Raw genomic sequence first — 26,068 nt, 5'->3', positions numbered from 1 at the left:
CATACACCTAGTTCTGAGTATAATATGAGCGTAATGCTTTACAGATAAACTCAGGTGTTGCACTCAGAATCTGCGGGCAAGCAAGCCTACCTCTTTCTTAATTACCAACTATTACTAGCTCTCATAAGAGCAGATATACTTGAAGGGTGTAATATGAATAAAAATCAAAATTATTATAAAACCACGAGCGGGGTGCAAGATTCTGCCAGACGTGACACAGATGAGGATGTTATTGATCTGGGGCGTTTGTTTGGCATCCTGATCGACCACAAGGTATGGATATTTGCGACCACAGCTCTGTTTGCCATTCTAGCGCTGATCTATAGCGCAATATTCACGCCTATACCAGCCTTCAAGGCAGAGGCCAAGATACAAGTTGTGGGTGAAACTTCAAGCAATTCACTAACAAACAACAATCAAAAATTGGTCCAGAAGCCGCTTTCTCAGTCCGAAATTGCGATCGAGAACATTAGATCCCGGGTGCTCTTGAGCCGCGTGATAGACCTGCTCAATCTGGACATCAATGTCACTCCAAAGCGTTTACCGGTATTGGGTAACTTGCTCATGCGGCATGGAGTGGAGCGGCCTAGTTTTGCTCAAGGGTGGGCGAGTACTTGGGCAAACGAGAGCATTACCATAAGTGAAATGCCTATTGATGAGGCCATGATCGGTGATAATTTTACTCTACGTGTTGTTGATGCTGGACATTATGAGCTGCTCAAGGAGGGGGAGCTGCTAGGTAAAGGGAGTATTAATCAACTGAATAGTTTTGTCGATGGTCAGATTCAATTGCGTATAACTTCCTTGCATGCGGCTCCGGGCGCAGAATTTGTGTTAACTCATGCAAGTCGTGCGCAGGTGGTCGACAATTTGCGCAATTCACTTTCCGTAACAGTGGTCGGCGACAACACAGGAATACTGTCATTAACGTTGAATGGTGAGCATCCTCCCAAGCTACAGCGTACCTTGGATGCGATAAGGGATCTATATTATTTACAGAACGTTCAGTTTCAAAGTGAAGAAATTCCCAGCTCTCTCAGTTATTTTGAGAAGCAGTTGCCGAGATTACGGATCCAGCTGGGTAAAGCGGAATCGCGTCTGAAGGCTTTGAGAGCCTCGCATAGTGATGAGAAGGAACTCTCTTTGGAGGCTAAAGTCCTTTTAGATCGCATCATTAATATTGAAGTTCAAGTTAATCAGCTAGAGTTAATGGGGACCGAGCTCGCTAAATATTATATTCCAAGTCAATCAACATATGCCGCATTGTTGGATAGAATAGCACAGCGAGAACGTGAATTAAAAAAGTTGAATGACAGAGTTGAAAAGCTGAGCGACACGGACCAGGAAGCATTACGCCTTTCAGTCAATGTGGCAGTACTTCGAGCAAACTACGTACATTTGTTAAATAAAGTGCAAGAGATAAAAGTCTTCAAGGCTAGCATGATAGGTGATATCAGTATCATGGATGTTGTAGATGTCTCTCCGCAGAACGTTAAGTTAAGCAAAACTATGTTGTTGACTATTGCGATACTAATCGGAGGGATGCTCTCCATAGGGATTATACTATTACGTGTCGGCTTTCGAAGTAGTGTGGAATCGCCAGACCAACTGGAAATGCTGGGTTTATCAGTATACGCTACTATCCCGTTTTCGGGCGTAGAAAGTCAATCAAATCGAAACAAAAAAACCTTATGGAATAAGCGTGCTCAGAAGTTTGATAATAAACTATTGTACATGAGTACCCCTACGGACCTTGCTATAGAGTCGTTACGAGTACTACGTACCAGTCTTCATTTCGCAATGCGCGAATCTAGTTCTAATACGTTAATGGTTGCAGGCCCTAGCTCAGGTATTGGAAAGAGCTTTATTACGGTTAATTTGGCTGCAGTCTGTGCTCAAGCTGGCAAGAAAGTATTGATAGTAGACGCAGATATGCGTAAGGGCCATATACATTCTATTTTTGATGAAAGCTCTGAATGCGGTCTGAGTAACCTGCTTGTAGGACAAAAAGCGCTGGAAGAGGTTATAAGGCCAGTATCTAAACATGAACCACTCTACTATGTAGCACGCGGTAATATCCCTCAAAATCCCTCGGAATTGTTAATGAGAGACAAGTTCAAGGAGTTTTTGGATACAGTTAGTAAGAATTATGATCTAGTAATCATAAATTCTCCACCCATTCTAGAAGTAACTGATGCAGCCGTCATTGGTAAGCTTGTGGGTACTACACTTTTGGTATCACGGTTTGAGGTAAATTCGTCCAAGGAAATAGAGGCCTCGCTGAAGCGGCTAGAAGTTTGTGGAATAACAGTGAATGGCGGGGTTTTAAATGCTGTAGAACGCAAGGCTGCTAACATCTATTCGCAGAGTAGTAGTTGTTATAATATCTAAGGTCATCTATAATTTTAGATATAATCTAGGTTCTATACGAAAAGTCGGCTCGTAGACATCGGAGTATGCAAGCTATGCATACCATCGCATAAAAGCTGCGAGCCAACTTCTCATATCACGTCTCAATGCGACGGAACTCTTTCAGCCAACTGAAAGAGCGCTCTACGATGTACCCAGACGATACATGGGTTTATCGAAACCGTGTGAGAGACCTGGACACGGTTTTCGTTTCATCTCTTGGTGAGCGATGATCGGCTTGATTCGAACGCAATCTCAGTAACGGCGCAACTCATCACTGTCATAGCCCTTGTCTGCCACGATGTCGCGGCAATGTTTTAGTGGCCGGATGAGATTCCCCAGCAGACCCCTTTGTTTGCTTCCACCCTCGGAGGCATGTGCTGCACGAACAGTAGTTGAGCCGATCATCCAGGTTTTCAGATCCATCAGCCTATCTTCGTGAAGCCGTAGTTGGAGACGCGACAAGACCGTCTCAAAAATGACCTCATCACGCCCTGTCGAAACCCGGCGTAGACAGTACACCAATGGCCATGATTAACGGAAAGGTGCGCCACTTGGCGCCAGAGCAGAGGGCCCAAAAGATGCCGTTCAGCATCTGCCTGTCATCTTTCTTGGGCCTGCCCATCGCTTGGTCCAATGACACAATGTCTTCGATCAATTGCTATTGGCTATCAGAGACTTCGTAGCGTCCTGTCATACCGCACCTATACTGGATGTGTATGGACCACATTAGCAAAAAGGCTTTTCGTACAAAACCTAATACCGTAGGGACATGTCATGAAAGAGGTGAGCACTGCAATGGAGCATCAACGTCGCTATTCACGACATTATGAACGATTATTAGCTAGCAAAAGGCTACAAACATGTTTTGGTGTATTGTTGGTTGTTATTTTACCGGCCATGTACCGTTGGGGTATTGATTTTTGGAATACTTCCACATCTGCGCAGTGGAATGCTATATTGGGGACAGCAGCTTCCTTTTCATTATCAATAAAGCTAATAAATCGCCTTTGTCAATTGCCAGGGACACGATCTTTCACGTATGTGATTCCAACAGTTGCAGCATCCTATACATTACTTGTTGTCATCTGTGGTATGCTAGACATTGAGGTATCACGCCTTCAGGTGGGAATTTCCTTTGCATTGGCTATCATCTTTGGTGGTACTTTCTACTATATCGACAGTAAGGTGAATACCAAACGTATGGCAGTAGTGCCATTTGGCAAGGCATCAGTATTGTGCAGTGATCAGAGCAAATCAGTGTATTGGTATCAAATGGAATCACCAACTCTCGCAGGCATGAAGCGAATCGATGCAGTAGTCGCGGACTTGCATGCTGACCTCCCTGAAGAGTGGCAGCGTTTTCTTGCCGATTGCACGATACACCGTATTCCGGTGTATCACGCCACCCAGGCACATGAAATGATTACCGGTAAGGTACTGTTGGATCATCTCTATGCCAATGAGTTTGGTTCACTCACCCCGCGTGAAGACTATGAAGTCATCAAGCGCGGCATGGACATTTTCGCTGCCCTGATCCTTATTCCGTTGCTGGCTCCCGTCATGCTATTGACTGCACTTGCCATTCGTCTGGATAGCCCTGGTAAAGCGCTATTCTGTCAGCAGCGTATGGGATTCCATTGTCGTCCCTTCACAGTTTACAAATTTCGTAGTATGTATACTGACATGAAGGGCACTGGTTTCACCCAAGAAGGCCATGATCCTCGTATCACCCGTGTTGGGCACTTCATTCGTAAATGTCGCTTGGATGAACTTCCTCAATTATTCAACGTATTAAAGGGCGACATGAGCATGATAGGCCCGCGTCCAGAATCAATGAGTTTGACAAAATGGTATGAGAAAGATGTGCCATTCTTTCATTATCGGCATGTTGTACGACCCGGAATTACTGGTTGGGCACAAGTTGAACAGGGATATGCAGCTGAAATTGATGGTATGGTAGAGAAGTTAGAATACGATTTTTACTACATTAAGAATTTTTCTTTATGGTTAGATATACTAGTAATAATGCGTACAGTTCGCATTGTTCTTACTGGCAAAGGTAGTCGTTAATCGTCGTTATATTTTTTATTGCACTCTGTGTTGATTTTAAATAGTTGATGATTGCGATACCTACGTATGTTAAAGTCTTATAGATAGATTTTTTTTAAGATTAATGACGGCGGTCTCAAGTTCCAAGCGCAACGCTATTGAAGGGTGCTCGGACCGCCGACGGATTTCTTGAGCATCTCGGCGTAGACTTTCAGTGGGGTTCGCCAGTCCAGTGTCTGGCGAGGCCGTGTGTTCAGTGAGTCGGCGATCTCGTCGAGCTCTTCTTGGCTGTAGACGGAGAGATCCGTGCCCTTTGGCAAATACTGCCGCAACAGCCCGTTGGTGTTCTCGTTTGAACCTCGCTGCCAAGGGCTATGCGGGTCAGCGAAGTAGATCGCCGTGCCGGTCTTCTGGGTAATCTCGGCATGTCTCACCATCTCTCTGCCTTGATCGTAGGTCATGGACAAGCGCAGCGATCGCGGCACCTCGTTTAGCTTGTCGCTGAAGCCAACGGCCGCTGCGGTGGTGCCATCCACTTTCGCCAGAATCACCAATCGCGTGGTGCGTTCCACCAGCGTACCGACGGCAGAGCGATTGTTGGCACCGATGATGAGATCGCCTTCCCAGTGGCCAGGCATCAAACGATCTTCGACCTCAGGCGGTCGCGCGTGGATGCTAACCAGACCGGGAATCTGGTTGCGCCGATCCGTGGCACGATTTCGTGGCCGGCGTTTGCCGTTGCCTTGTCGCAGGCAGGCGATAAGTTCCTTTTTGAGGCTGCCGCGGGGCATCACATAGAGCGCGTTGTAGATGGCCTCATGCGAGACCTGTCGACATGAATCGTTGGGAGACATGCGCTTCAGTGTGCGGGCTATCTGTTGCGGTGACCAGTACTTGCGCAGCAGATGGACCACGACTTCAAACAACTCCCTGTCGGGGTGCAGCTTGGGACGCCGACGGGGCCGATGGCGTGTCAGGCGGGCCCGGTAGCCTGCGAGGCTGGCATCGTAGCCATTGATGGAGTGGCGAGCAATTTCTCGCGACACGGTACTCGGTGCACGGCCCAGATGATGGGCGATAGCTCGGATCGAGTGAGTCGCTCTCATCGTCATGATGGCGGCTCGGTCTTCAGCAGAAAGATGGCGATAGCAGTGGTTCATGGCAACACCGTACCTGATGGGTCACGTGTTGCACTTGGTCATTGAGACCGCCGGCGTATAGAGATTTATCAATCGGTTTAGTGCCTTTATTCCGTTGTATTTGCTTATGGAACAGACTTTATGGGATATATCAAGGATGGGTTGTTCAGAAGCAAAATAGTGAAGAATATATTAGCTATGTTAGTAGGAGCTTCCGGTGCGCAATTAATCTCAATGCTTGCTATTCCTATTATAAGTAGACTATTTACTCCCTCTGATATTGGTATGTTAGGTAGTTTTCAATCAATATTGGCAATATTAACACCTATAGCAGGTTTTTCATATCCGGTAGCAATTGTACTAGCTAATAATAGAAGAGAAGCTGCTGGTATGGTTTGGATATCGGTAATGTCTGGAGCAATAATTTCTCTAATTATTATTATTGCCTTAGGCCTAGTAACATTAATCGATCAGTTTACACCGTGGAATATACAAATTGAAACATGGCTATATTTTGTACCATTATTTATTTTTTTTATTACGCTTAATCAAATTTCTGAAAATATATTAATAAAAGAAAACTTCTTTGGTTACATAAGTGGTTCTAACTTTATTTCTAGTTTAGTCGTTAATGGTACTAAAATAGGATTTGGGTTACTTAGTCCAACAGTGTGGGTTTTAATATCAGCAACATTTTTAGGAATATTAACAAAGATAGTTATGCAGGTAAAGCCTGTTAATGAAAATAATTTGATATTTTTTTTAAGACCAACATCTCAGATAAAGCCTATAATTTTAGATCTAGCTAAAAAATATTCTGATTTTCCGATTTATAGAATGCCCGAATCTTTCTTAAGTGCTATGGTTAGAAATCTACCTGTCATAATACTTGCTAGCTTCTTGAGTAGTGCTGCAGCAGGTTATTATGTAATGGCTAAAACGGTCTTAGCGGTGCCTGGGTTTTTGCTAACTAAAGCAGTTGGAGATGTATTTTTCCCTAAGTTTACCGATAAGGTAAAAAAACTAGATAATCCGTTTGATTTTTTAGTTAAGTTCACTATAGCTCTAAGCTTGTTATCCTTGTTACCATATACAATTGTAATGATAGCTGGGCCTGAAATATTTACTTTTGTCTTTGGTATTGAATGGGCTGATTCTGGCTTATACGCACAGTGGATTAGCCTCTGGTTATTCACTGCTTTTAGTGCAGCAGCTTGCACAAGAGCGATAGCGCCATTAAAGTTACAAAAAGTATATTTAATGTATCGTGTTTTTTATCTAGCTTCTACATTAGTAGCTCTGTTTATTGGGATATACTTATTTGAGGATGCTGTTCTTGCTATAGCGATATATTGCATAGTAAGTAGTGTAATGAATATTTTGCTTATGGTGCATGTCCTTTATTATACGTATGGTATAGAAAGGGGAAAAAATGCTAATTAAATATCATTGTCAATAGTGATTTGTATACACTTGCTGATCTTAACTTCAACAGAATACGCTAGTGAATAAATTTTAATTTTCAAGAATATTAGTCTTTTTTAGGCTATTTTTCTTAAGAAGTTATAAACTAAATAGAGAATCTACTATGTTTCAAGAATCAACCCCTCTGTATGCATCTTCAAATGATAAACGATCAGTGTGCGTAGCATGCTATGTGTTTGGAAGCTATGAAGTATTTATACCTTTTTATATATACTCTGTTTTAAAGTCTTATCCTAACTATAGTTGTTATGTTTTTGTAGATGATCCTCTATCTCATAATGTACTTCAAGCATTAGAAATAATAGAAGCTGAAATATCTAATAATTTTAAAATTATCGAATTAAATTCAGACGATCTTCCAACATCAACCGAAGTGCTTTCAAAATCGAAATATCCTCATGCCAAGCCCGCACTAAGATGGTTTATAAATGAGAATTACTTCCAGGGATTTGATTACGTCTATATAGGAGATATAGACTTTTTTATAGTACCTGAAAAGCCCGCTTTATCGCAGCAGCATATCGATTCTATGAAGTTAACAGGTTTACCTTTTAGTAATGCTGTAAGAAAAGAGGATCGGTTGACTGGGCTCCATTTTTTTGAAACAGATATATACTTCAGTAAAATAAAGTCGCACTGTTATTTTTATGATAGTGCTAAGTTAGAAACTGAATTTGATGAGTTCGATAAAGTAGGTGTGGATGAAAGGGTTCTATATAAAATATTGGATGAATCATTTAACGAGAATATACGAGAGAAACTAACTAATTTTAGACCTTACCATGGTTTTCATTTGGCCGCACTTAGATCACCATTAAGTTTACTCAAGGAAGATACTCGCCACGGGTCTAAGAAAGCTAAGAATTCTCATAATACTTATAATAGAAATACTCTCCTAAAAGCTGTTAAGTCACTTTATATTGATGATCCGATATTCTGGAAAATCAAAAAAGTTAATAGCCATATTAGTGTTTCAAGATTAGCTATATTGGCTAAACCAAAATTAAGGTATTACCAAAAACTATTCCCTATCTATATTAAAGAATGTTTAGTAGAAGTTATTAATAAAGTACGTAAAAAATTTAACTAATGCTTCACAGAAAACTGATTTAGTATATGTAGTATTTCTACAACAATCAAAGTGAGTGTAATAAATGTGTCAAAGTAAGAAAATTACTTTTATTGTGTCGAATATGAGAGCTGGTGGAGCTCAAAGAGTAATACTAAATCTTGCTATAGCTGCTACCAAATTAGATAAATATCAAGTAGAAGTAGTTCTATTTCAAAAAAAAGGTATGTTTTTAGATGAATTAATAAAAAAAGGGATTAAAGTAATTAATTTAAATACTAAGGCTTCGCTTAGTGTTTACAAAATGTACAAATATATAAAAGAGAATAAGCCTGATGTAATGATATCGACCTTAATACATATAAATATAGCAGTAGGGTTAGCTTGGTTATTAGCAGGTGGTAAGCATACCGGAACTAAATTGTTCGTAAGAGAGGCTAACGTATTAGTACCAAGAAAAGCGTACTTTTTCGATAAGGTTTTGTTAAATTTAGCTAAATTTATATATGGAAGATGTACCGGCTTAATTGCTAACTCAAAAGACACTTTGATGTCTTTGCATAAGGTTGGAATTAATAATAGTAGTTCCACTATAATTTCTAACCCTGTCTTTTTCAAAGAAGACGCTGATAAATATTACTTAAAAAATAAAATAAAAAAATCCGATAGTGTAATAAAAGTAGTGGCTATTGGTCGTTTGCATGAGCAGAAAGATTTTAAGACTCTTTTAAAGGCAATTAGTATTGTATTGGATACCCATGATATAAATTTAACAATTTTAGGAAAAGGTCAACAAGAATCAGAGTTAAAAGAATATGCTAAACATTTAAAAATTGAGGAAAAAGTAACTTTTGTAGAGGAAAATAAAGAGCCTTTATCACTAATATTCAAGCATGATATATTTGTATTGTCGTCTATATATGAAGGTTTTGGTAATGTTCTTGTAGAAGCTATGGCTGTAGGTTGTCCAGTTGTATCTACTAAATGTGCAGGCGGCCCGGTGGAAATATTGGATAACGGTAACTATGGCCCATTAGTCGATATACAAAATCCACAACAACTTAGCCAGGCTATAATTGAAGTATATACGCTGCCTATTGACAGGCAAAAATTAATTTCAAGATCTATGCAATATGAAGTAGAGTACATCTCAAAGCAATATATTGATTTTTTCAAATTATAAATCTGAGGCAGTAACTTAAATGAATGTTGGTTCTCATTATATTTGGAAATTAGCCAGTTTATTATTTGCTTTATTGTATGCTTTTATTTTTTTCTGTCTACCTATAGATGCGTTTTACGATAGGGTGAATTATCTTTTTTATGCTGAGAATTCTTATAATATTCTTCTTGGTTATATGTCAAATGGTTTCTTAAGCTTATTAACAAACGAACCAATATGGTTGCTAGTTAATGTATCTTTATCATCTTTTTTAAACCAGGAGTACACCCTTAGAGTCATCATATTTTTCTCTGCTTTTTTAAGTTCATATGTGGTTTTGATAACAGAAAAAAAATACTTTATCTTGTTAATTGTATTTTTGCTAATGCCTCAAGTTGTAAAAAATAACATAGTTCACCTTAGACAAGGTTTAGCTATAGCACTTTTCTTGTATTTCTATTTTTGCTTTAACAAAGACAAGTCTATCTATCTAATTCTAATTACACCATTTGTACACTCCTCCTTTTTTTTCATAGTATTCTTTATATACATAACTGAAGCATTTCGCTACTTCAGAGCTTCGTACGGGATAAAAGTTATTTTGTTTTTCATAATATCAGTCTCGCTATCTATCTTAAGCTTATGGCTAGCTAGCAAATTAGGAGCTAGACAAGGTGAGCGTTATGAATTACAAATGACTCATGCCAGTGGATTAGGACTTGTATTTTGGTCTATGTGTCTATTGATTTTCTTATCCCAAGGGAGTGAATATATAAAAAATAATAGTTTAGCCACATATATACTAGTATTTTATACTTCAACCTATTTGCTATTTCCTGTATCAGCTAGGATATTTGAAAGTGCAATACTGATAGTCCTGCTCTCTGGATTAAAGCTAAGGAATAGTAGGTTTTTAATTTTTATAAGCATGATAGCTGTTCTCTTCTTTATTCAGTGGACAGACAGATTAGGTGAGCCAGGCTTTGGGTGGGGTAGAGGTATAGATTATTGGTCTTAATCTCTAGGCTATTATAAATTGAGCAATACTGAAGTGGACCCCATCCATTGGACCACCTGACGGGTCGTCTAAGCTCGGATCAGGTCATCATCGGCGTCAGGCCGCCTGGGTCAGTGGTTGAGAGAAGTACACTTCATCAGGTGTAGCATCGTCTAGCCCTTGGTGGGGCCGCTCCGTGTTGTACCAAGCGAAGTAACGCTTCAGATCCCTTCGCAAGTGGGCGCCGCTCTCGAAAGCCTTCAGGTAAACGCACTCATACTTCACACTGCGCCAGAGTCGTTCCACGAATATGTTGTCCTGATAGCGTCCCTTGCCGTCCATGCTGATCCGGACATCATGGGCTTCCAGAACTTCGGTGAACGACTGGCTGGTGAACTGACAGCCTTGATCTGTATTGAATATCTCGGGCTTTCCATAGCACGCCAGGGCTTCCTCCAAAGCATCGATACAGAAGTCTGTATCCAGGGTGTTGGAGACCCGCCAGGCCAACACGCGACGGCTGTGCCAGTCCATGATGGCCACCAGGTACATGAACCCGCGCGCCAAAGGAATATAGGTGATATCAGTCGCCCATACCTGATTGGGACGGTCGATGACTCGCCCTCGCAGCAAGTAAGGATAGATCCGATGTCCCGTGCCTGGCCGACTGGTGCATGGCTTCGGATAAATAGCCTGTAGCCCCATCCCGCGCATCAGTCGCTGAACGCGCTTGCGGCTCACTGCGTGTCCCAGGCGATTGAGGTAGGCTGACATCCGTCGTGAGCCATAGACCGGTGTGCGCAGATGTTCCGCGTCGATCAGACGCATTAGCTCCAGATCATAGGCCCGTAGCGCCTTGCGCTGATAGTACATCGAGAAGCGACTGATACCGAGTAGCTGGCACTGACGCCGGAGGCTGATGTCGGGCGCCTGCGGCTCGACCAGTGCCACGCGCTGGGCCCGGCTCAACGACCGAGCCCGCGTGACAAAAAATCCCGTTCCACCGTCAGCTTGCCGATCTCGCGGTAGAGTGTATCGATCTCCTCCTGGGTCTTCTGGGCGGTTTTTCCGGAACTCTTGCTCTCGAAGACGCCGGTGGCGTTGTCCAGCAGTTCGCGTTTCCACTGACTCACCATGGTGGGGTGGATCTCGAAGCGGGCCGCGATCTCCGACGTGGACTGTTCTCCCTTGAGGGCGGCGAGGGCTACCTTGGCTTTGAACTCACCGCTGTACTGTCGACGTTTCCTGCTCATGATCAAGCTCTCCTGGTCGGTCTGATCAGAGCTTAGCGCCTGGTCCGCATTACGGGGACCACTTCAATAGAAAGCTAAGTTTATTTAATATGGCTATATTGATGTTGATAGAATATAAAAACTTTTTATTGCACTATAAACCAGATAATTTGCTCTATGATGTCTATAATTTTTATTTATAATCATATCCTTGTGATAACATAAGACAAATCCTCTAGCATCTAACTGGAAAGGGTTATATATGAAGATTAGTTTCTTTATTGGTGTAATGCACACTGGTGGGGCCGAAAGGCAGCTCATTTATGTGGCTAATAATTTAGCTGAATTAGGACATAACGTCAAAATAGTAACTCTTAAAAATGGACAAGCATATGAGAGTTTATTGTCATCCGAAGTTCAAGTCGTTAATCTTTCTTCTACTTCTTCATTGTCCGGAATAATAAAGACGTATTCGTACTTTCGTAAAAATAAGTCGGATTTAATTGTCTGCTTTTTATATCATGCTACCTTGATCGGAAGAATACTTGGGACAGTTCTACGGATACCTGTAATAACATCTTATAGAAATACAAGTTATGGTGGTTATTGGAGAGATGTCATTATTCGGTTGACCTCATTACTTGACACCAAAACATTATCTAATTCCAAAAAAGCTGAAGAACGTTTGTGCTTGAAATGTTTGAATAAGTCTGTTGATGTTATTCCTAATTATTTTTTTCCAGATAATTTGGGTTGTGCATTAACTCATAAGCAGGACAAATCTAGTTTTGATTGGTGCTATGTGGGTAGATTAGCGCCACAAAAAAATCTCGAACAATTGTTATATGCCTTTAAGGAATTTTGTAATTCTGGTACAGCTAATACGAAATTGTATATCTTGGGTAGTGGTCCAGAAGAAGATAAATTAAAAAAATTGTCAGCTAAATTAAACTTAGAAGATAAGTTGGTGTTCTTAGGACACTCTTATGATGTTAGAACTACTTTCGAAAAATCTGACGCTTTTATTTTACCATCTTTAAGAGAAGGTATGCCTAATGCGTTAATGGAGGCAATGTACTTCGGTCTACCCTCTGTAGTTACTCCTGCTGGGGCTACGCCAGAGATGATTCAGGATGGTGCTAATGGTTATGTTTCGAATGGGTTTAGCTATAAACATATAGCAGACTCTATGTTAAAACTCTATTCTTTGGACGACAATGCCAGGAAGTCTATGGGTTCTTTGGCGCAGCAATATATAAAATTTAACTGCAGCACGAGTCATATTACCAGTCTATGGAATAATATAATTATAAATATCTCGAAAGGTTAAAGTTAATGTCAAAGTTGACTCGTGTGTTTTTTATAGGTAATAGTGCTTGGTATTTAGAGAATTTCAGAAGTTCTACTATCAAAACTTTTTCAGATAAATTTTCTGTAAGTTGTTTAGCACCTAAGGATGATAATGGAATTCCTAGTTACTCAGAGTCCGCGCAAGTTATTAATGTATATTTAAACCCCACTAGTAAAAACGCTATTAAAGAGATTTGCTCATTAGTATCTATTTTTTTTATATTAATCATAAAGCGGCCCGCCGTCGTATATTCGTTTAATCCTAAAACCAATCTTTATTCTTTGATTAGTTGCTGGGTATTACGCATACCTTGTATACCGAATGTCTCTGGAGTTGGCCAAGCTTCACAGCTTGGTGGTGTCCTTGGGAAAATATACAGTAAGCTTATTGGTTTTTTTTATAAGCGAGCTAATCATGTTTTCTTTCAGAATAAAGAAGATTATCAATGTTATATTGACTCAGGATATTCAGATCCGTGTTGCTCTGAAGTTTTACCTGGTTCGGGCGTAGATTTGAAAAAATTCTGTCCAACTTATAAAGCTAGCGGTATTACTTTTTTAATGGCTGCAAGACTAATATATCCTAAAGGAATTGCAGAGTTTGTTGAATCATCTAAGCTATTAGCTCCACATCATTCTTCAAGCTACTTTAGGTTAGCCGGAGTTGAGGATAATTCACAACGTTCTATATGTAAAAAAATTATCGCTGAATTTACTGCAATCGACAGAGCAGCTTTTCTTGGTCATGTAAAAAATATGCCAAACCTTTTAAAAAGTGTTGATTGCGTAGTTCTTCCCTCATACTATCCAGAAGGAACTCCACGTAGCCTATTAGAGGCTGCCGCTGCCGGAAAAGTTATTATTACTACTGACACCCCTGGTTGTCGTGATGTTGTCATCGAAGGTGTCAATGGTTTCCTCGTGCCTCCCCGTGATACAGAAGCTCTGAAAGAAGCCATGGAAAAGGTCATCAATCTTTCAGATGAAAAGCTGGCAGAGATGCAGGCCAACTCCAGGAAGTTGGCTGAAGAGAAATTTGACGAACAATACGTGATTCAGCGTTATCTTGATGTTGCTGAAGAAATACTTGCCAAGAAGAGTAAATAATAATGTCAGTATTGGTTACTGGAGCTGCAGGCTTCATTGGTGCAGAAGTCAGCAAGCGACTGCTGGAAGCAGGAAAAAATGTCATTGGTATTGATTCTCTCAATGATTACTACGATGTCTCGCTGAAAGAGGCTCGCCTCGAGCGCATTCAGCAGTCTTCTGAATTTACGTTTCTGAAGCTTGATCTTGCAGATCGTGATGCAGTAGAGAAAGTCTTTGCTGACAACGAGATTTCTCATGTCATTCATTTGGCCGCTCAAGCAGGGGTACGCTATTCGCTGGAAAACCCGCATGCCTATGCGGATGCCAATATGCTGGGTTTCTTGAACATCCTGGAAGGCTGCCGTCATCACAGGATTGAGCATCTGGTCTATGCCTCTTCCAGCTCTGTTTACGGATTGAATGCCAAGGTTCCGTTCTCTACCAAGGACGGTGTTGATCACCCGGTCAGCTTGTATGCGGCGAGCAAGAAATCCAATGAATTGATGGCACATACTTACTCACATCTATACGATATCCCGACTACTGGCCTACGCTTCTTTACCGTATATGGCCCATGGGGTCGCCCAGATATGGCTATGTACAAGTTCACCAAGGCCATTTTCGAAGGCAAGTCCATCGATGTGTATAACCACGGCGATCTATCGCGTGATTTCACTTACATTGACGATATCGTTGAGGGGATCATTCGCATCAAGGATGTCGTCCCGCAGGCTGGTCAGAAATCGGCAGCGGAGGGCCTTGCTCCGGATGAAAGTCCTGCACCCTATGCTCTCTACAATATCGGTAATGGTAGCCCGGTTCAGCTGATGGACTTCATCAGTGCCGTTGAGAAAGCCACGGGTATTGAGGCCAAGAAAAACTATATGGATATGCAGCCAGGGGATGTGTCTCAGACCTGGGCGGATACTGAAGATTTCTTTGCCGCGACTGGCTATCGTCCGCAAGTCGGGGTAGAAGAAGGGGCTCGCCGTTTTGTGGAGTGGTACCGCAAGTACTTTTCCAACTAGTAGGGTTGCGCTGCTCGTTACCTAATCCAGATGTCATCTTTATAGTCAGGTTTTCATTTGTATTGTTCAGTGGCTATCGTTATATCAGTTGAGATTCACTGATAGCTCTTGGCAGTACATGACTGTGCTGATGTTGATATCAGATTGCTCAAGCAGGATGGCGGTGATTCAACTTGGCTTTCCCTCAAGGAACTTCAGCGCCTGCCAGCAGTCTGATGTCTTCAGTATTTTTAGCTTTTCGTTACGGTAAACACAGGAAATATTTGAAATGAAAATTGCCATCGCAGGCACCGGCTATGTCGGTCTTTCCAACGCCATGCTGCTTTCTCAGCATCATGAAGTCGTCGCGTTGGATATCGTGCCGGAGAAGGTGGAAGGCCTGAACCGTGGTATCTCGCCTATCGTCGATAACGAGATCCATGAGTTTCTGGCACGTGGAGATCTGAATTTCCGCGCTACCCTCGACAAGGAAGTGGCCTACCGCGATGCCGATTTCGTGATTATCGCCACGCCGACGGATTACGATGCGACCACCAACTATTTCAATACCAGGAGTGTTGAAGCGGTGATTCAGGATGTGCGCGACATCAATCCTGACGCGGTGATGGTGATCAAATCCACAGTACCTGTGGGCTATACGGCTGAGGCGCGTGAGCGTTTCCAGACACAGAATCTGATGTTCTCGCCGGAATTCCTGCGCGAAGGCAAGGCGCTGTACGACAACCTGCATCCGTCTCGCATCATCGTCGGTGAGCGCTCCGAGCGTGCCGAGGTGTTCGCTGGTTTGCTCAAGGAAGGCGCGATCAAGCAGGGTGTTGATGTGCTCTTCACCGACAGCACCGAGGCGGAAGCCATCAAGCTGTTCGCCAATACCTACCTGGCGATGCGCGTTGCCTACTTCAATGAGCTGGATACCTACGCCGAGTCACATGGCCTGGATGCCAAGCAGATCATCGAAGGTGTGGGGCTGGACCCGCGCATCGGGCAGCACTACCACAACCCGTCATTCGGGTATGGGGGCTACTGTCTGCCGAAGGATACCAAGCAGTTGTTGGCCAATTATCAGGAAGTGCCCAACAACATGATCCAGGCCATCGTCGATGCCAACACCACGCGCAAGGATTTCATCGCGGAATCCGTGCTCAAGCGCGACCCGCAGGTGGTGGGGGTATATCGCCTGGTGATGAAGTCCGGTTCTGACAACTTCCGCGCCAGTGCCATGCAGGGTGTGATGAAGCGCATCAAGGCCAAGGGCGTGGAAGTGGTGGTATACGAGCCGGTGCTGGAAGAAGACACCTTCTTCGGTTCACGCGTCATGCGTGATCTTGAGGCATTCAAGCAGGAAGCAGATGTCATCCTGAGCAATCGCATGGCGGAAGAGCTCGCTGATGTGGTCGACAAGGTCTACACCCGCGATCTGTTCGGCAACGATTGATCCAGAGTTCTGTTTCTTGATCAAAACTCAAACGCCGCATCCTCGTGATGCGGCGTTTTCATATGGGCTCACAGGGAACGGGATAGAGGGAGCAGGTGGTGACTTTCATGCTGCGCGCCTGATGCCAAGGAGGAGAGCAGTTGTGTCAGGCTATCCCGCTCATCAAGCTCACGATGGCGCTTTCCCGTATTCGATTGAGTTGCCCGTATCACCGTTCACATCGTCATCTTTGAATCAGGAAGGCCAGGTATGCCGTCATTCGCTTCTGCTGCGCGCTCGGATTCATCCGGTGTTTCTCAGTATTTTTCACCTATGATCTCGCGCGCCGTTTCCTGCAGTGTCTTCCTGTTCGGCTTGCTCAGCCTGGTGATGCCTTCTGGCTATAGCTTGGGACCGGCGTTGCTGGTGTTGATCAGTGGCTATTGCTTGCTGCGAGAGCCGCGCGCGCTGTTGGGGGCCGCCCACAAGGAAGACCTGGCAGTGATTGGCGTGGTGGCAGGACTCGCTGCCCTGTTGCTGGTGAGCATCTTGCTGCAGGGGGATGCGTGGCAGACGACAGGCGTGCCGATTCGTTTGTTGTTGGCTGTGCCCGTGCTGTTGCTGGTGTTGTCGTGCCCGCCATCGCACGGGGCCATGTGGAGCGGGCTGATCCTCGGTAGTGTGCTGACCGGCAGCTGGGCGATGTGGCAGAAGCTGGTGTGGGGCGTGCATCGTGCGGGGGGGCTTCACCAATACCATCAACTTCGGCGATATCTGCATGTTGATGGGGCTGATGTGTCTGGCAGGCCTTGGCTGGGCAATGAGTCAGGCGGGAGCTCGGCGGCGCTATTGGTTGCTGGCGCTGCTGATTGGCGGTGCGTTCGGCATCATCGGCTCCTTGATGTCGGGGACGCGCGGCGCTTGGATCGGCTTCCCGTTTGCCGCCTGGGTGCTGTATCGCAGTTATGGTGAGATGATCTCGCGGCGTGTGCTGTGGTTGGGCGTCTTCATGTGTGCCGGGGTGATCGCCTTGATGGTGATGACACAGGCGACCGGCGTTCAGCAACGTGTCGAAGCCGGTGTCTCGGATGTCACGAAGTACGTGGAAGACCGCAATGCCTGCACCTCGGCGGGGGCGCGCCTCGAGATGTGGCGGGGCGCCGTGCTGATGATTGCCGAGCAGCCGTGGCTAGGCAGAGGCGAGACAGGCTACACCGAGGCGCGTGATGCGATGATCGAGCAGGGCGAGCTGAGTCGCCATGTGCAGGAGTATTCGCATCCCCATAACGAGTTTCTCGATGCGTGGGTCAAGCGTGGGATCTTGGGGCTGCTTGCGTTGCTGGCCCTCTATCTGGTGCCGCTACGCCTCTTCTATCGCCGTCTGGACTGTGACGACCTGACATTGCGCTCACTGGCTGTCGCCGGGGTACTGCTGCCGCTGACCTTCCTCGATTTCGGCATGACCTGGGTGATGTTCTCCCAGGCCAGCGGCGTGATGATCTACGCCTACTGGTTGGCGATCGTCTGGGGCACGTTGCGCGCCCATGAGCGTCGCCTTGAGGCAGCGCCGCCCGCCGCTTGTGATAAAGCCCAAGCCAAGTATGGCTGATCGGGATGTTTGCATGGAATGTCAGACCTGAAGAGGCGACAGCGTTCAGCGCTTGGCGCTCTGGCGATTCGACACTCTGCCGCTTCGGCACTCTGGAGAGGCTTTGACCTGAGCACGCACGGGGTCTACAGTATGCGCAAATTTGAGCAGTCGCTCACGAATATTGACGAGCGGTAAGGCGCCTTGCCTCGCCGCTCAGGAGAATGGATATGCAAGACAAGCTCAAGATCGACATCGTCTCCGATGTGGTGTGCCCGTGGTGCATCATTGGCTACAAGCGCCTCGAGAGCGCCATTCAGTCACTGGGTCTGGAAGACAAGGTCGAGATCGAATGGCAGCCCTTCGAGCTGAACCCGGGCATGCCGGCCCATGGCGAGAACCTGCGCGCGCACTCTGAACGCAAGTACGGCACCACGCCCAAGGGCAGTGTCGAGGCGCGCCAGAACCTCGCCAACCTGGCGGCGGAGGAAGGGTTGGTCTTCAACTACTTCGACGACATGCGCATGGTCAATACCTTCGAGCTGCACGTGCTGCTCGAGTATGCCGCCGAGCAAGGCATGCAGCATGACCTGATGATGCAGTTCTTCGCGGACTTCTTCGCACTGCAGAAGGATATGTCGGACCGCGCCGTGATGGCGGACTCGCTGGCTGCGGTCGGGCTGGATGCCACGGAAAGTCTCGCGCAACTCGATGACGCCGAGGCACGTGAGCAGGTCGTCCAGCATGAGAACTACTGGAAGCAGATGGGGATCTCCAGCGTGCCGACCTTCGTCTTCAACCGCCGCAGTGCCCTGAGCGGTGCTCAGCCCAAGGAAGTGTTCGAGCAGGTGCTGAGCGAACTGATGGCAGAGCAGTCTTGAGCCACTGACATCTGGCTCCGCCACTGATTCTTGTCGTGATAAAAACGCGGCCCCGCTGAAAAGCAGGGCCGCGTTTTTCGTTGTGGGATGTCAGCAGCGAAGGCTGCGAAATCCCGATCAGCCTTGGCTCACGATTCTGACTTCCTGCGCTGACTTGTCACTCTGGTTCACACCTCTGGCTCATGAGTCTGGTCAAAGACCCGCCTTGATATTGCTCAGTTGCTGCATGAGCGTGTCGAGGACGGCGTCGACCTGCGCTTCGGTGTGCTCGCAGGAGAGGAAGAAGCGCAGCCGCGCGCTCTTCTCCGGCACGGCGGGGTGCAGGATGGGCTGGACGTTGAAGCCTGCCTCGAATAGCTGGTTGGAGAGGCGAGCGGCCACCAGCGAGCTGCCCAGAATCACCGGCACGACGGCAACGCCCAGGCTGTCGCCGACATCGAGTCCCAAGGCGCGGGCGCGCTTGAGGAAGTAGCCGGAGACGGCGTGCAGCCGGGCGATGCGCTGCCTGGCATCATCGCCCTGGAGCAGTTCGAGAATCTTCAGCGATGGGGCGGCGACCTGTGCTGGCATGCCCACCGAGTAGAGGAAGCCCGGCGCGAAGTAGCGCAGCATGCTGACCAATTCCTTGCAGCCGGCGATATAGCCGCCGCAGCCGGATAGCGTCTTGCTCATCGTGCCCATCCAGATATCGACGTCACGCGCAGCGATGTCGTAATGCTCCCTCAGGCCGAGACCGCGCTCGCCGAGCACGCCGAAGGAGTGCGCTTCGTCGACCATCAGCCAGCAGCGGTACTTCTGCTTGAGGGCGATCAGGCGCGGCAGGTCCGGCACGTCGCCGTCCATGCTGTAGAGGCCTTCGGTGACGATCAGCACGCGCTCGAACTTGCCCCGCTGGGCACGCAACAGCGCTTCCAGCGCGTCCGGGTCATTGTGCGCGAACGGCATGCGGCGGGCGCCGGACAGCTGGGCGCCGACCAGCGAGCTGTTGTGGATCCACTCGTCATGCAGGATCAGGTCCTTCGGGCCGAGCAGATAGCCCAGCGTGGAGACATTGGTGGCGTGGCCACTGACGAAGACCACCGCATCCTCGACGTCGTAGGTGCGCGCGACGGCGGCTTCCAGCTGCTGGTGGATCGGTCGCTCGCCGGAGACGGCGCGTGAGGCCGATACCGAGGTGCCATAGTGCGCGGCAGCGTCAGACGCGGCCTTGACCACTTCCGGATGGCGCGAGTAGTCGAGGTAGTTGTAGCTGGCGAAGTTGACCAGCTCACGCCCCTCGATACGCGTCGTGGCACCGGCGCAGCCTTCATGCACGCGAAAGAAGGGTTCCGGCACGCCAAAGGCGGCGCCGGCCTGCTGCATCATGCTGAGCTGCTGATAGCCCGGTTGGCGATCGAAGCGCACGAAGTCGTCGCTGATCTCCAGTGTCGGTGTCCTGGGGGCAAACACATCATTGTCAGCCTCGCCCGCCATGGCGGCGGTAGCTTGGGTGCGACGGGCACGCGCTTTGTCCAACAACTGTTGTTTCATGTCGCGGGGGTTGGGGCCGGAGGAGTGACGAGATGCCAAAGAGGAAGTCCTTGAAGTAGAAGCAGTCTTTTCCCCGATGATGAGTGTGCACGCGCAAGAGGGCAAGTCTTTGCAGGTGTGGGGACGAATCTCTCAGGCTTTCAGGAGGCGTCTTGTAGGCAAGCGTGCGAGTTCGTGAGTGCACTGAGATCATGCTGGTCGAAGAGGGGGACGGCACGGGGCGTTGCGCACACAATAATGCTCATTATCAAAGCTTGCGAAGCTTATCAGTACGTTAACGCTCTCCGTCATGTCATTTGATAAAAACGACATGACGGAAAGGCATCAGGCGCCAGGTGTCATGAAATCGTCAGGCAGGGGAGTACGGAGGGCATGATCCTTGGCTTTGAGTCGAATATGAATATCCAGCTCCTCTCGCTGAATCCCTGGATGTTGTCGAATGTGTTCATCGATTAGCTGAATGACGAAGTCTGCATATCGCATGGAGACTAGTTCTACCGTCGAAACGGTGCTCCCCATATGTTGAGCGATCACGAGATAGGTTGCGCTGTCTGTTTTGGCGAGCAGCAGTGTGAATCCTTCGGTGCTTGTGATAATCGACAAGGGAGAGTGGTCGTTAAGACCATAATGTGCATTGACGGATAAGATCGTCATTTCGTCCATGAAAGTAGTCTCATTAGGTAAATGCGTGGAAGGAGCCATGAAATAACTCACCGGACGCTCCGTGTTGTCTGGTGAGCCAATGACACATGATATCGCAGTCTAAGTCAGTAACTTATCCTGTAGCTGTTTGTTTTACCTATCTATTAGTACGCTAGCGCAGCTCCAGTCGCGTGAAGGGTCTAAGTAGGTAGGATAGCACGCTGCGCTCACCGGTCTCGATGTCGACCGTGGCGATCATCCCCGGCTTGATCGGCAGCGTCTCACCGTTGTGCTCAAGCGCCGCGGTCTCGCTGCTGACCAGCACGCGATAGTAGCTTTCCTCGCCGCGTGGCGTTTCCTCCTCCAAGGTGTCTGAGCTTATGCGCTCCACCTTGCCCTCCAACGTGCCGTACACTGCATAGTCGTAGGCGCTGATGCGAATCGTCGCCGGCATGCCGGGAGCGATGAAGGCGACATCCTGCGGCCGGATGCGTGTTTCGAACACCAGGGTGTCCTCCAGCGGGGTGATCTGCATGATCTCTTCGCCGGGCGGAATCACCCCACCGCGCGTGGTGATGGCGATATTGTTGACCACCCCGCGCACCGGCGAGAGCAGCCGGGTACGGTCCAGCTGGTCGCGGCGCTGCACGCTGGTTTCCTCGAGGGCGGCCAGTTCGGACTTCTTGTCGGCAAGCTCGGCGTAGGCGTCCTGCAGATAGGTATTGCGAATCTCGGCCTGACGACCCTTGAGCTCGGCGATCTCGCGATCCAGCTTGAGCATTTCCATCTCGCCCACGGCACGCCGCTTGACCAGCGGACGGATCACCGCGAGCTGACGCTGAGCGGCACTGATTTCCTTGCTGACCGCATTCAGGGCGCTATCACGCTTCTTGCGCCGCGCCGTGAACAGCTCACGCTCGGTAACGGTCAGCGCCTCGTTGTCACGTACTTCCGCGGGGAACTCGATACTCGATTTGTCCAGCACCTCGGCTTCCAGGCGGGCGATGGTCGCGCGCAGCGCCTGCGCCTGACTCAGTGATTCCATGTAGGCCGAGCGGAAGCGGGTCTCGTCGATGGCGGCCAATAGCTGACCGGCCCCGACGATCTCGCCCTCGCTGACCATCATTTGATCCAGGATGCCGCCCTCAAGGCTCTGGATGGTCTGCTGGCGCGAGGAGGGGATAACCTTGGCTTCGCCACGCGCCACTTCGTTGACCTCGGCCCAGCTCGACCAAGCGATGAACAGCGCGATGACCAGGAAGCTGGCCCATAGCAGCGGACGCGACCAGTGGCTTTCCAGCTTCTGGTCCGGCGCGCCCAGCTCGCGTTTGATGAGTTCGGGATCGAAATGCTGGCTCATGAGGCCTCCTGGCGCTGACGGGATGCGGATGTGGCCGGTGTCTTGCCGGCCGATTGTCTGGCCATGATCTGATCCAGCGGGCCGTCCACGACGCGCTTGCCGTGGCGAAGCACCAGGGCGCGTTCGACCCAGCCGAGCAATGACTTGCGGTGTGTGGCCAGCACCAGGGTGCGGCCGGCAAGCCAGGGGCCGAGGGTCTTGATGACGTGTTGCTCGGTGGTCTGGTCCAGCGATGCGGTGGGTTCATCCATCAGTACCACGACCGGGTCCTGCAGGACCAGGCGAGCAAGGCCAAGGCTCTGGCGCTGGCCACCGGACAGGCTGTGGCGGTCATGCAGCATCATGTCCAGCCCCAGCGGGTGGCGGCGTACGAAGTCGCCTAGTCCGGTCATCTCGATGACCTCCAGCAGGCGTATGTCGCTGACATCTCGCCCGTCGATGCACAGGTTGTCGCGCAGCGTGCCGCTGAACAGGCTGATGTCCTGTGGCAGATAGCCGATGGCGCGCTGACGATCGGCAGGGTCGATCTGACTCAGGGCGAGATTGTCGAGGGTCAGCTCGCCACTGGTGGGCGTGAAGTAGCCTGCCAGCAGACGCAGCAGGGTGCTCTTGCCCGCGCCGTTGCCCCCCAGCAGGGCGATGTGCTCGCCGGGTGCGATGCTCAGGCGGTCCAGCGCCAGGGCTTCCGGGGCTTCCTCATCGTAGCGCCAGTGCAGATTCTCGGCCTGGTAGTGACCGCGTGCCTGGGCGAGGCGCGCGAAGCGACGATCGCTGGGACGCTCGATATCGGTCTCCATCAGCGCATCCAGTCCTTCCTTGGCGACCTTGACGTGCTGCCAGCGGCTCAGCAATGCGCTGATCTGCAGGGTCGGACCGATGGCCCGCGACGACAGGATCGAGCAGGCGATCAGCGCACCGACGCTCAACTCGCCGGCCATGATCAGGTAGACCCCGGCAATGATGACGCCGACATAGGCCAGCTGCTGCATGCCGGTGCCCCAGCTGGTCAGCCAGGCGACGGCGTGGCGGAAGGTGACGCCGCGGTGGGTCTGCTCGGAGGTCAGGCGCTGCCACTGACGGCTGGCATGGCCCTCGGCGCGACAGGCCTTGAGGTTCTCGAGGTTGTCGAGGGTCTCGAGCAACACGCCATTCTTGACCGCGGATTCGCGCATGCCCTCACGCGACAGACGCGATAGCCACGGCTGCGCCAGCAGCACGGGAATCAGCATCAACACGATGGCTGCCACCGGCACCCAGACCACCGGGCCGCCCAGCAGGGCGATCAGGCCCAGGAACAGCAGCGCGAAGGGCAGGTCACCACAGGCCCCGAGGGTCGAGGCGGTGAAGAACTCGCGGATGGCATCGAAGTCACGAATCTGGCTGGCCATCGCGCCGGTGGAGCGCGGCTTCGAAGCCAGGCGCATCTGCACGGCGTGGCGGAAGATGTGATCGTTGAGCTCAAGATCGATCTTCTTGCCCGAGTTCTCGATCAGCTGCGCCCGCAATGCGCGCAACAAGGCTTCCAGCCCAATGGCGAGTATCACGCCGATACCCAGCGCCCACAGCGTATCGACGGCTCCGGTCGGCACCACACGGTCATAGACCTGCATCGCAAACAGGGCCGTGGCTACGGCCAGCAGGGCGGCAAGCGAGGAGGACAGTGCGACTTCGGCAAAAACGCGCCAATGCGACTTGAGGCGTGAGGTCAGCCAGTGACCCTGGCGGGTCTGGCTGTAACCTTCTGCGCGATCCAGCGAGATCTCGCCATGTGCGAACAGAGCGATGCCGGCGTATGCGGCGTTCAGCTCGTTCTGTGGCTGCCAGTATTCTCCCCCGGACAGCGGGTCGAGCAACTGATAGCCGGGGCCGCTGGGGGCTGCTTTCGCGTCTTCGTCTGTTGGGGTGTCGCTCGTGTCGGCACTCGACTCGCCGCTCGATTCGATGTTCGGCGTTTCAGGCCACTGATGCGAGGTCTCGTGGGCCAGCAGGACGCGGCTGCTGCCATCTTCCAGCAGCACGACACAGGGCATCAGGCTTTCGGGAATCTCGCTGAGCGGTGCCTGACTCAGACGCGCGGCGATACCTTGGCGTGACAGGGCCTGCTCGAGATCCTGCGGTGCCAGCTCACCCTTGGTCAGCGGCATGCCGTGACGCAGACGCTCGAGGTCGATGCCGTGGCCCTGCAGGCGCAGCAACTGGCGCACGCTCTCAAGCAGCGGGTCCGATTGCGACGTCACGGGAGGGCGCACGGAAGACTGTGGGGAGGTCATCGGCTCACTCCTTGGGCGACGTCGGTGGCAGCGGTGTGGTGATGAATGGGAGCTTTAGCGGACACCAACGGCAGGGCGCCCAGCTGGCTTGCCAGATCATATTGGTCGGTGAGCAGCTGGGTATTGAGCTCGATCATCTGGCGGCGTGCGGCGAAGATCTCGCTTTCGATGGTCAGCAGGTCCTCGATATTGCGTGAGCCGGTGATGAACTGGTCGCGATAGCTGCTGCGCAGGCGTTCGCCGCTTCGTGCCTGCTGATCCAGCGCCTTGATGCGCGCCTCGACTGCGGGCTGACTGGCCGACAGACGCTGGATCTGACGGCGTAGCTCGCGCGCGGTGGAGGCGGTCTCGAACTGGGCGGCGGTCAGGCGTGCGCGGTCCGCTTCGGGCTGGCGCAACGGCGTCAGGCCCTGGAAGACCGGGGCCTCAATGCGCAGGCCGATGCTGGAGTCGCTGACCATGTCGTCGTTCGACTCATAGCGTGAGCTGGTCGCCTCCAGACGCAACTCCGGCCAGCGCTCGGCTTCGCTCAGGCTCAGGGCGTGGCGTGCGGCATTCTGCTGGCTGACATGGCTGCGATAGGCCGGCGCATGGGTGATGGCGGCATCGGTGGTGGCGGGGTCTCGAGCCAGGTCCGCCACGATCGGCAGCGGCGGCGGGGCGCTCAGGGCGATATCCCTGAAGGAGCGGCTGCTGAGTATCTCGAGCTCCTGACGGGCGGTGTCGGCATCGCCCTGCAGACGTGCCAGCCACTCGCGGGCACTGGCGAGGTCCACGGCCGCGCGGTCCAGCTCGACGCGGTCACCGTAGCCCGAGAAGGTGCGGTCATTGGCCAGGGTCTCGAGGCTTTCGAGCTTCTCGATGTAATCGCGCACCCGGCGCATCATGGCGCGGTTGGCTCCGAGATCGATGTAGGCGATGATCGCCTCCTGGGCAACCTCCATCCGCGTTTGATCCAGAGTATCCCGCTCGACATCCCGCTCTGCCTTGCGCTGCGCGACCTCGGCTTCCACCTGGCCCCAGTCGTACAGCATCTGGCTCAGCGTAATGCGATAGCCGCCTTCGGTGAAGTTGTCCTCGGTGCCGACGCTGCTCTCCAGGCGTGGCCAATAGCCATCCTCGGCAATCTCGATGTCGGTGCCTGCCGCACGCACATTGGCCTGAGCAGCCTCGATGCGAGGGTCATGCCGGAGTACGTCGCTCAAGACGTCGGCAAGATCGCGCTTCGTCTGGGCATATGTCGGTAGCGAACATGCCAGTCCGGTCAGACCGACCAGAGCGGTAAGGGCCAACCTCGGGGAATGAGGAGGTTGGCGCAGTCGCTGCCACTCACATAGGAGTGGAAAGCGGAATAATGGGGACATCTTGCCT

General features: G+C 49.8%; 22 protein-coding genes. 13 read left to right on the top strand and 9 right to left on the bottom strand.

Going from position 1 to position 26,068, the window contains the following annotated elements; genetic code table 11:
• Window positions 1–153: 153 nt before the first annotated feature.
• Window positions 154–2,391 carry a polysaccharide biosynthesis tyrosine autokinase gene (locus LCW13_RS10880; RefSeq protein WP_176677348.1) on the top strand — a complete coding sequence of 746 codons (2,238 nt, stop codon included), beginning with the start codon at window positions 154–156 and terminating at the stop codon, window positions 2,389–2,391.
• Window positions 2,392–2,664: 273 nt separating this feature from the next.
• On the opposite strand, the gene LCW13_RS17580 is transcribed toward LCW13_RS10880, so the two are convergent.
• On the bottom strand, window positions 2,665–2,835 hold the full coding sequence (locus LCW13_RS17580; RefSeq protein WP_455580287.1) for a hypothetical protein: 171 nt from the start codon (window positions 2,833–2,835) through the stop codon (window positions 2,665–2,667).
• 61 nt (window positions 2,836–2,896) lie between these two features.
• Window positions 2,897–3,052 (bottom strand): hypothetical protein, encoded by a 156-nt coding sequence (locus LCW13_RS17575; RefSeq protein WP_455580286.1) that lies wholly within the window; start codon window positions 3,050–3,052, stop codon window positions 2,897–2,899.
• Window positions 3,053–3,186: 134 nt separating this feature from the next.
• On the opposite strand from LCW13_RS17575, the gene LCW13_RS10870 reads away from it, so the two are divergent.
• Window positions 3,187–4,482 carry a sugar transferase gene (locus LCW13_RS10870; RefSeq protein WP_225346884.1) on the top strand — a complete coding sequence of 432 codons (1,296 nt, stop codon included), beginning with the start codon at window positions 3,187–3,189 and terminating at the stop codon, window positions 4,480–4,482.
• A gap of 134 nt (window positions 4,483–4,616) precedes the next feature.
• On the opposite strand, the gene LCW13_RS10865 is transcribed toward LCW13_RS10870, so the two are convergent.
• Window positions 4,617–5,621: an IS30 family transposase gene (locus LCW13_RS10865; protein WP_176677347.1), complete on the bottom strand. Its 1,005-nt coding sequence runs from the start codon at window positions 5,619–5,621 to the stop codon at window positions 4,617–4,619.
• A gap of 120 nt (window positions 5,622–5,741) precedes the next feature.
• Between LCW13_RS10865 and LCW13_RS10860 the strand changes: the two genes are divergently transcribed.
• The 4 genes from LCW13_RS10860 to LCW13_RS10845 all read left to right on the top strand — a co-directional run bounded on the left by LCW13_RS10860 (window position 5,742) and on the right by LCW13_RS10845 (window position 10,334).
• Window positions 5,742–7,043, top strand: coding sequence for a lipopolysaccharide biosynthesis protein (locus tag LCW13_RS10860; RefSeq protein ID WP_176677346.1), 1,302 nt, complete (start codon window positions 5,742–5,744; stop codon window positions 7,041–7,043).
• Window positions 7,044–7,188: 145 nt separating this feature from the next.
• Window positions 7,189–8,175: a hypothetical protein gene (locus tag LCW13_RS10855; RefSeq protein WP_225346883.1), complete on the top strand. Its 987-nt coding sequence runs from the start codon at window positions 7,189–7,191 to the stop codon at window positions 8,173–8,175.
• Between the two features lie 64 nt (window positions 8,176–8,239).
• Window positions 8,240–9,337, top strand: coding sequence for a glycosyltransferase (locus tag LCW13_RS10850; RefSeq protein WP_225346882.1), 1,098 nt, complete (start codon window positions 8,240–8,242; stop codon window positions 9,335–9,337).
• Between the two features lie 19 nt (window positions 9,338–9,356).
• The gene (locus LCW13_RS10845; RefSeq protein WP_225346881.1) at window positions 9,357–10,334 is read left to right on the top strand and encodes an EpsG family protein; all 978 of its coding nucleotides are present in this window, start codon (window positions 9,357–9,359) and stop codon (window positions 10,332–10,334) included.
• Between the two features lie 96 nt (window positions 10,335–10,430).
• Here the strand turns inward: LCW13_RS10845 and LCW13_RS10840 are convergent.
• A protein-coding gene (locus LCW13_RS10840) for an IS3 family transposase (protein ID WP_404813623.1) occupies window positions 10,431–11,566 on the bottom strand; the annotation gives its coding sequence in 2 pieces (ribosomal slippage) (window positions 10,431–11,308 and window positions 11,308–11,566; 1,137 coding nt in all).
• A 241-nt stretch (window positions 11,567–11,807) separates the two neighbouring features.
• Between LCW13_RS10840 and LCW13_RS10835 the strand changes: the two genes are divergently transcribed.
• The 7 genes from LCW13_RS10835 to LCW13_RS10805 all read left to right on the top strand — a co-directional run bounded on the left by LCW13_RS10835 (window position 11,808) and on the right by LCW13_RS10805 (window position 18,895).
• The gene (locus LCW13_RS10835; RefSeq protein WP_225346879.1) at window positions 11,808–12,875 is read left to right on the top strand and encodes a glycosyltransferase; all 1,068 of its coding nucleotides are present in this window, start codon (window positions 11,808–11,810) and stop codon (window positions 12,873–12,875) included.
• A 5-nt stretch (window positions 12,876–12,880) separates the two neighbouring features.
• Window positions 12,881–14,002, top strand: a complete 1,122-nt coding sequence (locus tag LCW13_RS10830; protein WP_176677341.1) for a glycosyltransferase family 4 protein — start codon at window positions 12,881–12,883, stop codon at window positions 14,000–14,002.
• Window positions 14,003–14,004: 2 nt separating this feature from the next.
• Entirely contained in the window at window positions 14,005–15,012 is a 1,008-nt protein-coding gene (locus LCW13_RS10825; RefSeq protein ID WP_176677340.1) for an NAD-dependent epimerase, read from the top strand.
• Between the two features lie 268 nt (window positions 15,013–15,280).
• On the top strand, window positions 15,281–16,447 hold the full coding sequence (locus tag LCW13_RS10820; protein WP_176677339.1) for a nucleotide sugar dehydrogenase: 1,167 nt from the start codon (window positions 15,281–15,283) through the stop codon (window positions 16,445–16,447).
• A 249-nt stretch (window positions 16,448–16,696) separates the two neighbouring features.
• Entirely contained in the window at window positions 16,697–17,398 is a 702-nt protein-coding gene (locus tag LCW13_RS10815) for a hypothetical protein (protein ID WP_176677338.1), read from the top strand.
• Window positions 17,328–18,035, top strand: coding sequence for an O-antigen ligase family protein (locus LCW13_RS10810; protein ID WP_176677337.1), 708 nt, complete (start codon window positions 17,328–17,330; stop codon window positions 18,033–18,035). Before LCW13_RS10815 ends, LCW13_RS10810 begins: the two co-directional genes overlap by 71 nt.
• Window positions 18,036–18,244: 209 nt before the next feature.
• Window positions 18,245–18,895 (top strand): DsbA family oxidoreductase, encoded by a 651-nt coding sequence (locus LCW13_RS10805; RefSeq protein ID WP_176677336.1) that lies wholly within the window; start codon window positions 18,245–18,247, stop codon window positions 18,893–18,895.
• A 192-nt stretch (window positions 18,896–19,087) separates the two neighbouring features.
• Here LCW13_RS10805 and LCW13_RS10800 read toward each other — a convergent pair whose 3' ends face one another.
• The 5 genes from LCW13_RS10800 to LCW13_RS10780 all read right to left on the bottom strand — a co-directional run bounded on the left by LCW13_RS10800 (window position 19,088) and on the right by LCW13_RS10780 (window position 25,902).
• Window positions 19,088–20,425: an aminotransferase class I/II-fold pyridoxal phosphate-dependent enzyme gene (locus LCW13_RS10800; RefSeq protein WP_176678392.1), complete on the bottom strand. Its 1,338-nt coding sequence runs from the start codon at window positions 20,423–20,425 to the stop codon at window positions 19,088–19,090.
• Window positions 20,426–20,749: 324 nt separating this feature from the next.
• Window positions 20,750–21,139 carry a hypothetical protein gene (locus LCW13_RS10795; RefSeq protein ID WP_225346878.1) on the bottom strand — a complete coding sequence of 130 codons (390 nt, stop codon included), beginning with the start codon at window positions 21,137–21,139 and terminating at the stop codon, window positions 20,750–20,752.
• Window positions 21,140–21,239: 100 nt separating this feature from the next.
• A complete protein-coding gene (locus LCW13_RS10790) occupies window positions 21,240–22,427 on the bottom strand; it encodes an HlyD family efflux transporter periplasmic adaptor subunit (protein WP_225346877.1) in 1,188 nt (395 codons plus the stop codon).
• Window positions 22,424–24,697 (bottom strand): type I secretion system permease/ATPase, encoded by a 2,274-nt coding sequence (locus LCW13_RS10785; RefSeq protein ID WP_225346876.1) that lies wholly within the window; start codon window positions 24,695–24,697, stop codon window positions 22,424–22,426. The genes LCW13_RS10790 and LCW13_RS10785 overlap by 4 nt, the downstream gene beginning before the upstream one ends.
• Window positions 24,694–25,902 carry a TolC family protein gene (locus LCW13_RS10780; protein ID WP_263643031.1) on the bottom strand — a complete coding sequence of 403 codons (1,209 nt, stop codon included), beginning with the start codon at window positions 25,900–25,902 and terminating at the stop codon, window positions 24,694–24,696. Before LCW13_RS10780 ends, LCW13_RS10785 begins: the two co-directional genes overlap by 4 nt.
• Window positions 25,903–26,068 lie beyond the last annotated feature (166 nt).

The organism is Cobetia amphilecti (assembly GCF_020217465.1).
In the GTDB taxonomy this organism is placed as follows: Bacteria; Pseudomonadota; Gammaproteobacteria; order Pseudomonadales; family Halomonadaceae; genus Cobetia; species Cobetia amphilecti.
This window is presented reverse-complemented; position numbering and strand designations above follow the sequence as displayed.

Excerpts from the sequence above, each read along its gene's own strand:
- LCW13_RS10850 (WP_225346882.1), top strand. The coding sequence starts at position 8,240 with ATGTGTCAAAGTAAGAAAATTACTTTTATTGTGTCGAATATGAGAGCT.
- LCW13_RS17580 (WP_455580287.1), bottom strand. The coding sequence starts at position 2,835 with ATGGATCTGAAAACCTGGATGATCGGCTCAACTACTGTTCGTGCAGCA.
- LCW13_RS10845 (WP_225346881.1), top strand. The coding sequence starts at position 9,357 with ATGAATGTTGGTTCTCATTATATTTGGAAATTAGCCAGTTTATTATTT.
- LCW13_RS10870 (WP_225346884.1), top strand. The coding sequence starts at position 3,187 with ATGAAAGAGGTGAGCACTGCAATGGAGCATCAACGTCGCTATTCACGA.
- LCW13_RS10810 (WP_176677337.1), top strand. The coding sequence starts at position 17,328 with ATGTCGGGGACGCGCGGCGCTTGGATCGGCTTCCCGTTTGCCGCCTGG.
- LCW13_RS10880 (WP_176677348.1), top strand. The coding sequence starts at position 154 with ATGAATAAAAATCAAAATTATTATAAAACCACGAGCGGGGTGCAAGAT.
- LCW13_RS10805 (WP_176677336.1), top strand. The coding sequence starts at position 18,245 with ATGCAAGACAAGCTCAAGATCGACATCGTCTCCGATGTGGTGTGCCCG.
- LCW13_RS10865 (WP_176677347.1), bottom strand. The coding sequence starts at position 5,621 with ATGAACCACTGCTATCGCCATCTTTCTGCTGAAGACCGAGCCGCCATC.
- LCW13_RS10860 (WP_176677346.1), top strand. The coding sequence starts at position 5,742 with ATGGGATATATCAAGGATGGGTTGTTCAGAAGCAAAATAGTGAAGAAT.
- LCW13_RS10825 (WP_176677340.1), top strand. The coding sequence starts at position 14,005 with ATGTCAGTATTGGTTACTGGAGCTGCAGGCTTCATTGGTGCAGAAGTC.
- LCW13_RS10800 (WP_176678392.1), bottom strand. The coding sequence starts at position 20,425 with ATGAAACAACAGTTGTTGGACAAAGCGCGTGCCCGTCGCACCCAAGCT.
- LCW13_RS10835 (WP_225346879.1), top strand. The coding sequence starts at position 11,808 with ATGAAGATTAGTTTCTTTATTGGTGTAATGCACACTGGTGGGGCCGAA.
- LCW13_RS10820 (WP_176677339.1), top strand. The coding sequence starts at position 15,281 with ATGAAAATTGCCATCGCAGGCACCGGCTATGTCGGTCTTTCCAACGCC.
- LCW13_RS10790 (WP_225346877.1), bottom strand. The coding sequence starts at position 22,427 with ATGAGCCAGCATTTCGATCCCGAACTCATCAAACGCGAGCTGGGCGCG.
- LCW13_RS10815 (WP_176677338.1), top strand. The coding sequence starts at position 16,697 with ATGCCGTCATTCGCTTCTGCTGCGCGCTCGGATTCATCCGGTGTTTCT.
- LCW13_RS10785 (WP_225346876.1), bottom strand. The coding sequence starts at position 24,697 with ATGACCTCCCCACAGTCTTCCGTGCGCCCTCCCGTGACGTCGCAATCG.
- LCW13_RS10830 (WP_176677341.1), top strand. The coding sequence starts at position 12,881 with ATGTCAAAGTTGACTCGTGTGTTTTTTATAGGTAATAGTGCTTGGTAT.
- LCW13_RS10855 (WP_225346883.1), top strand. The coding sequence starts at position 7,189 with ATGTTTCAAGAATCAACCCCTCTGTATGCATCTTCAAATGATAAACGA.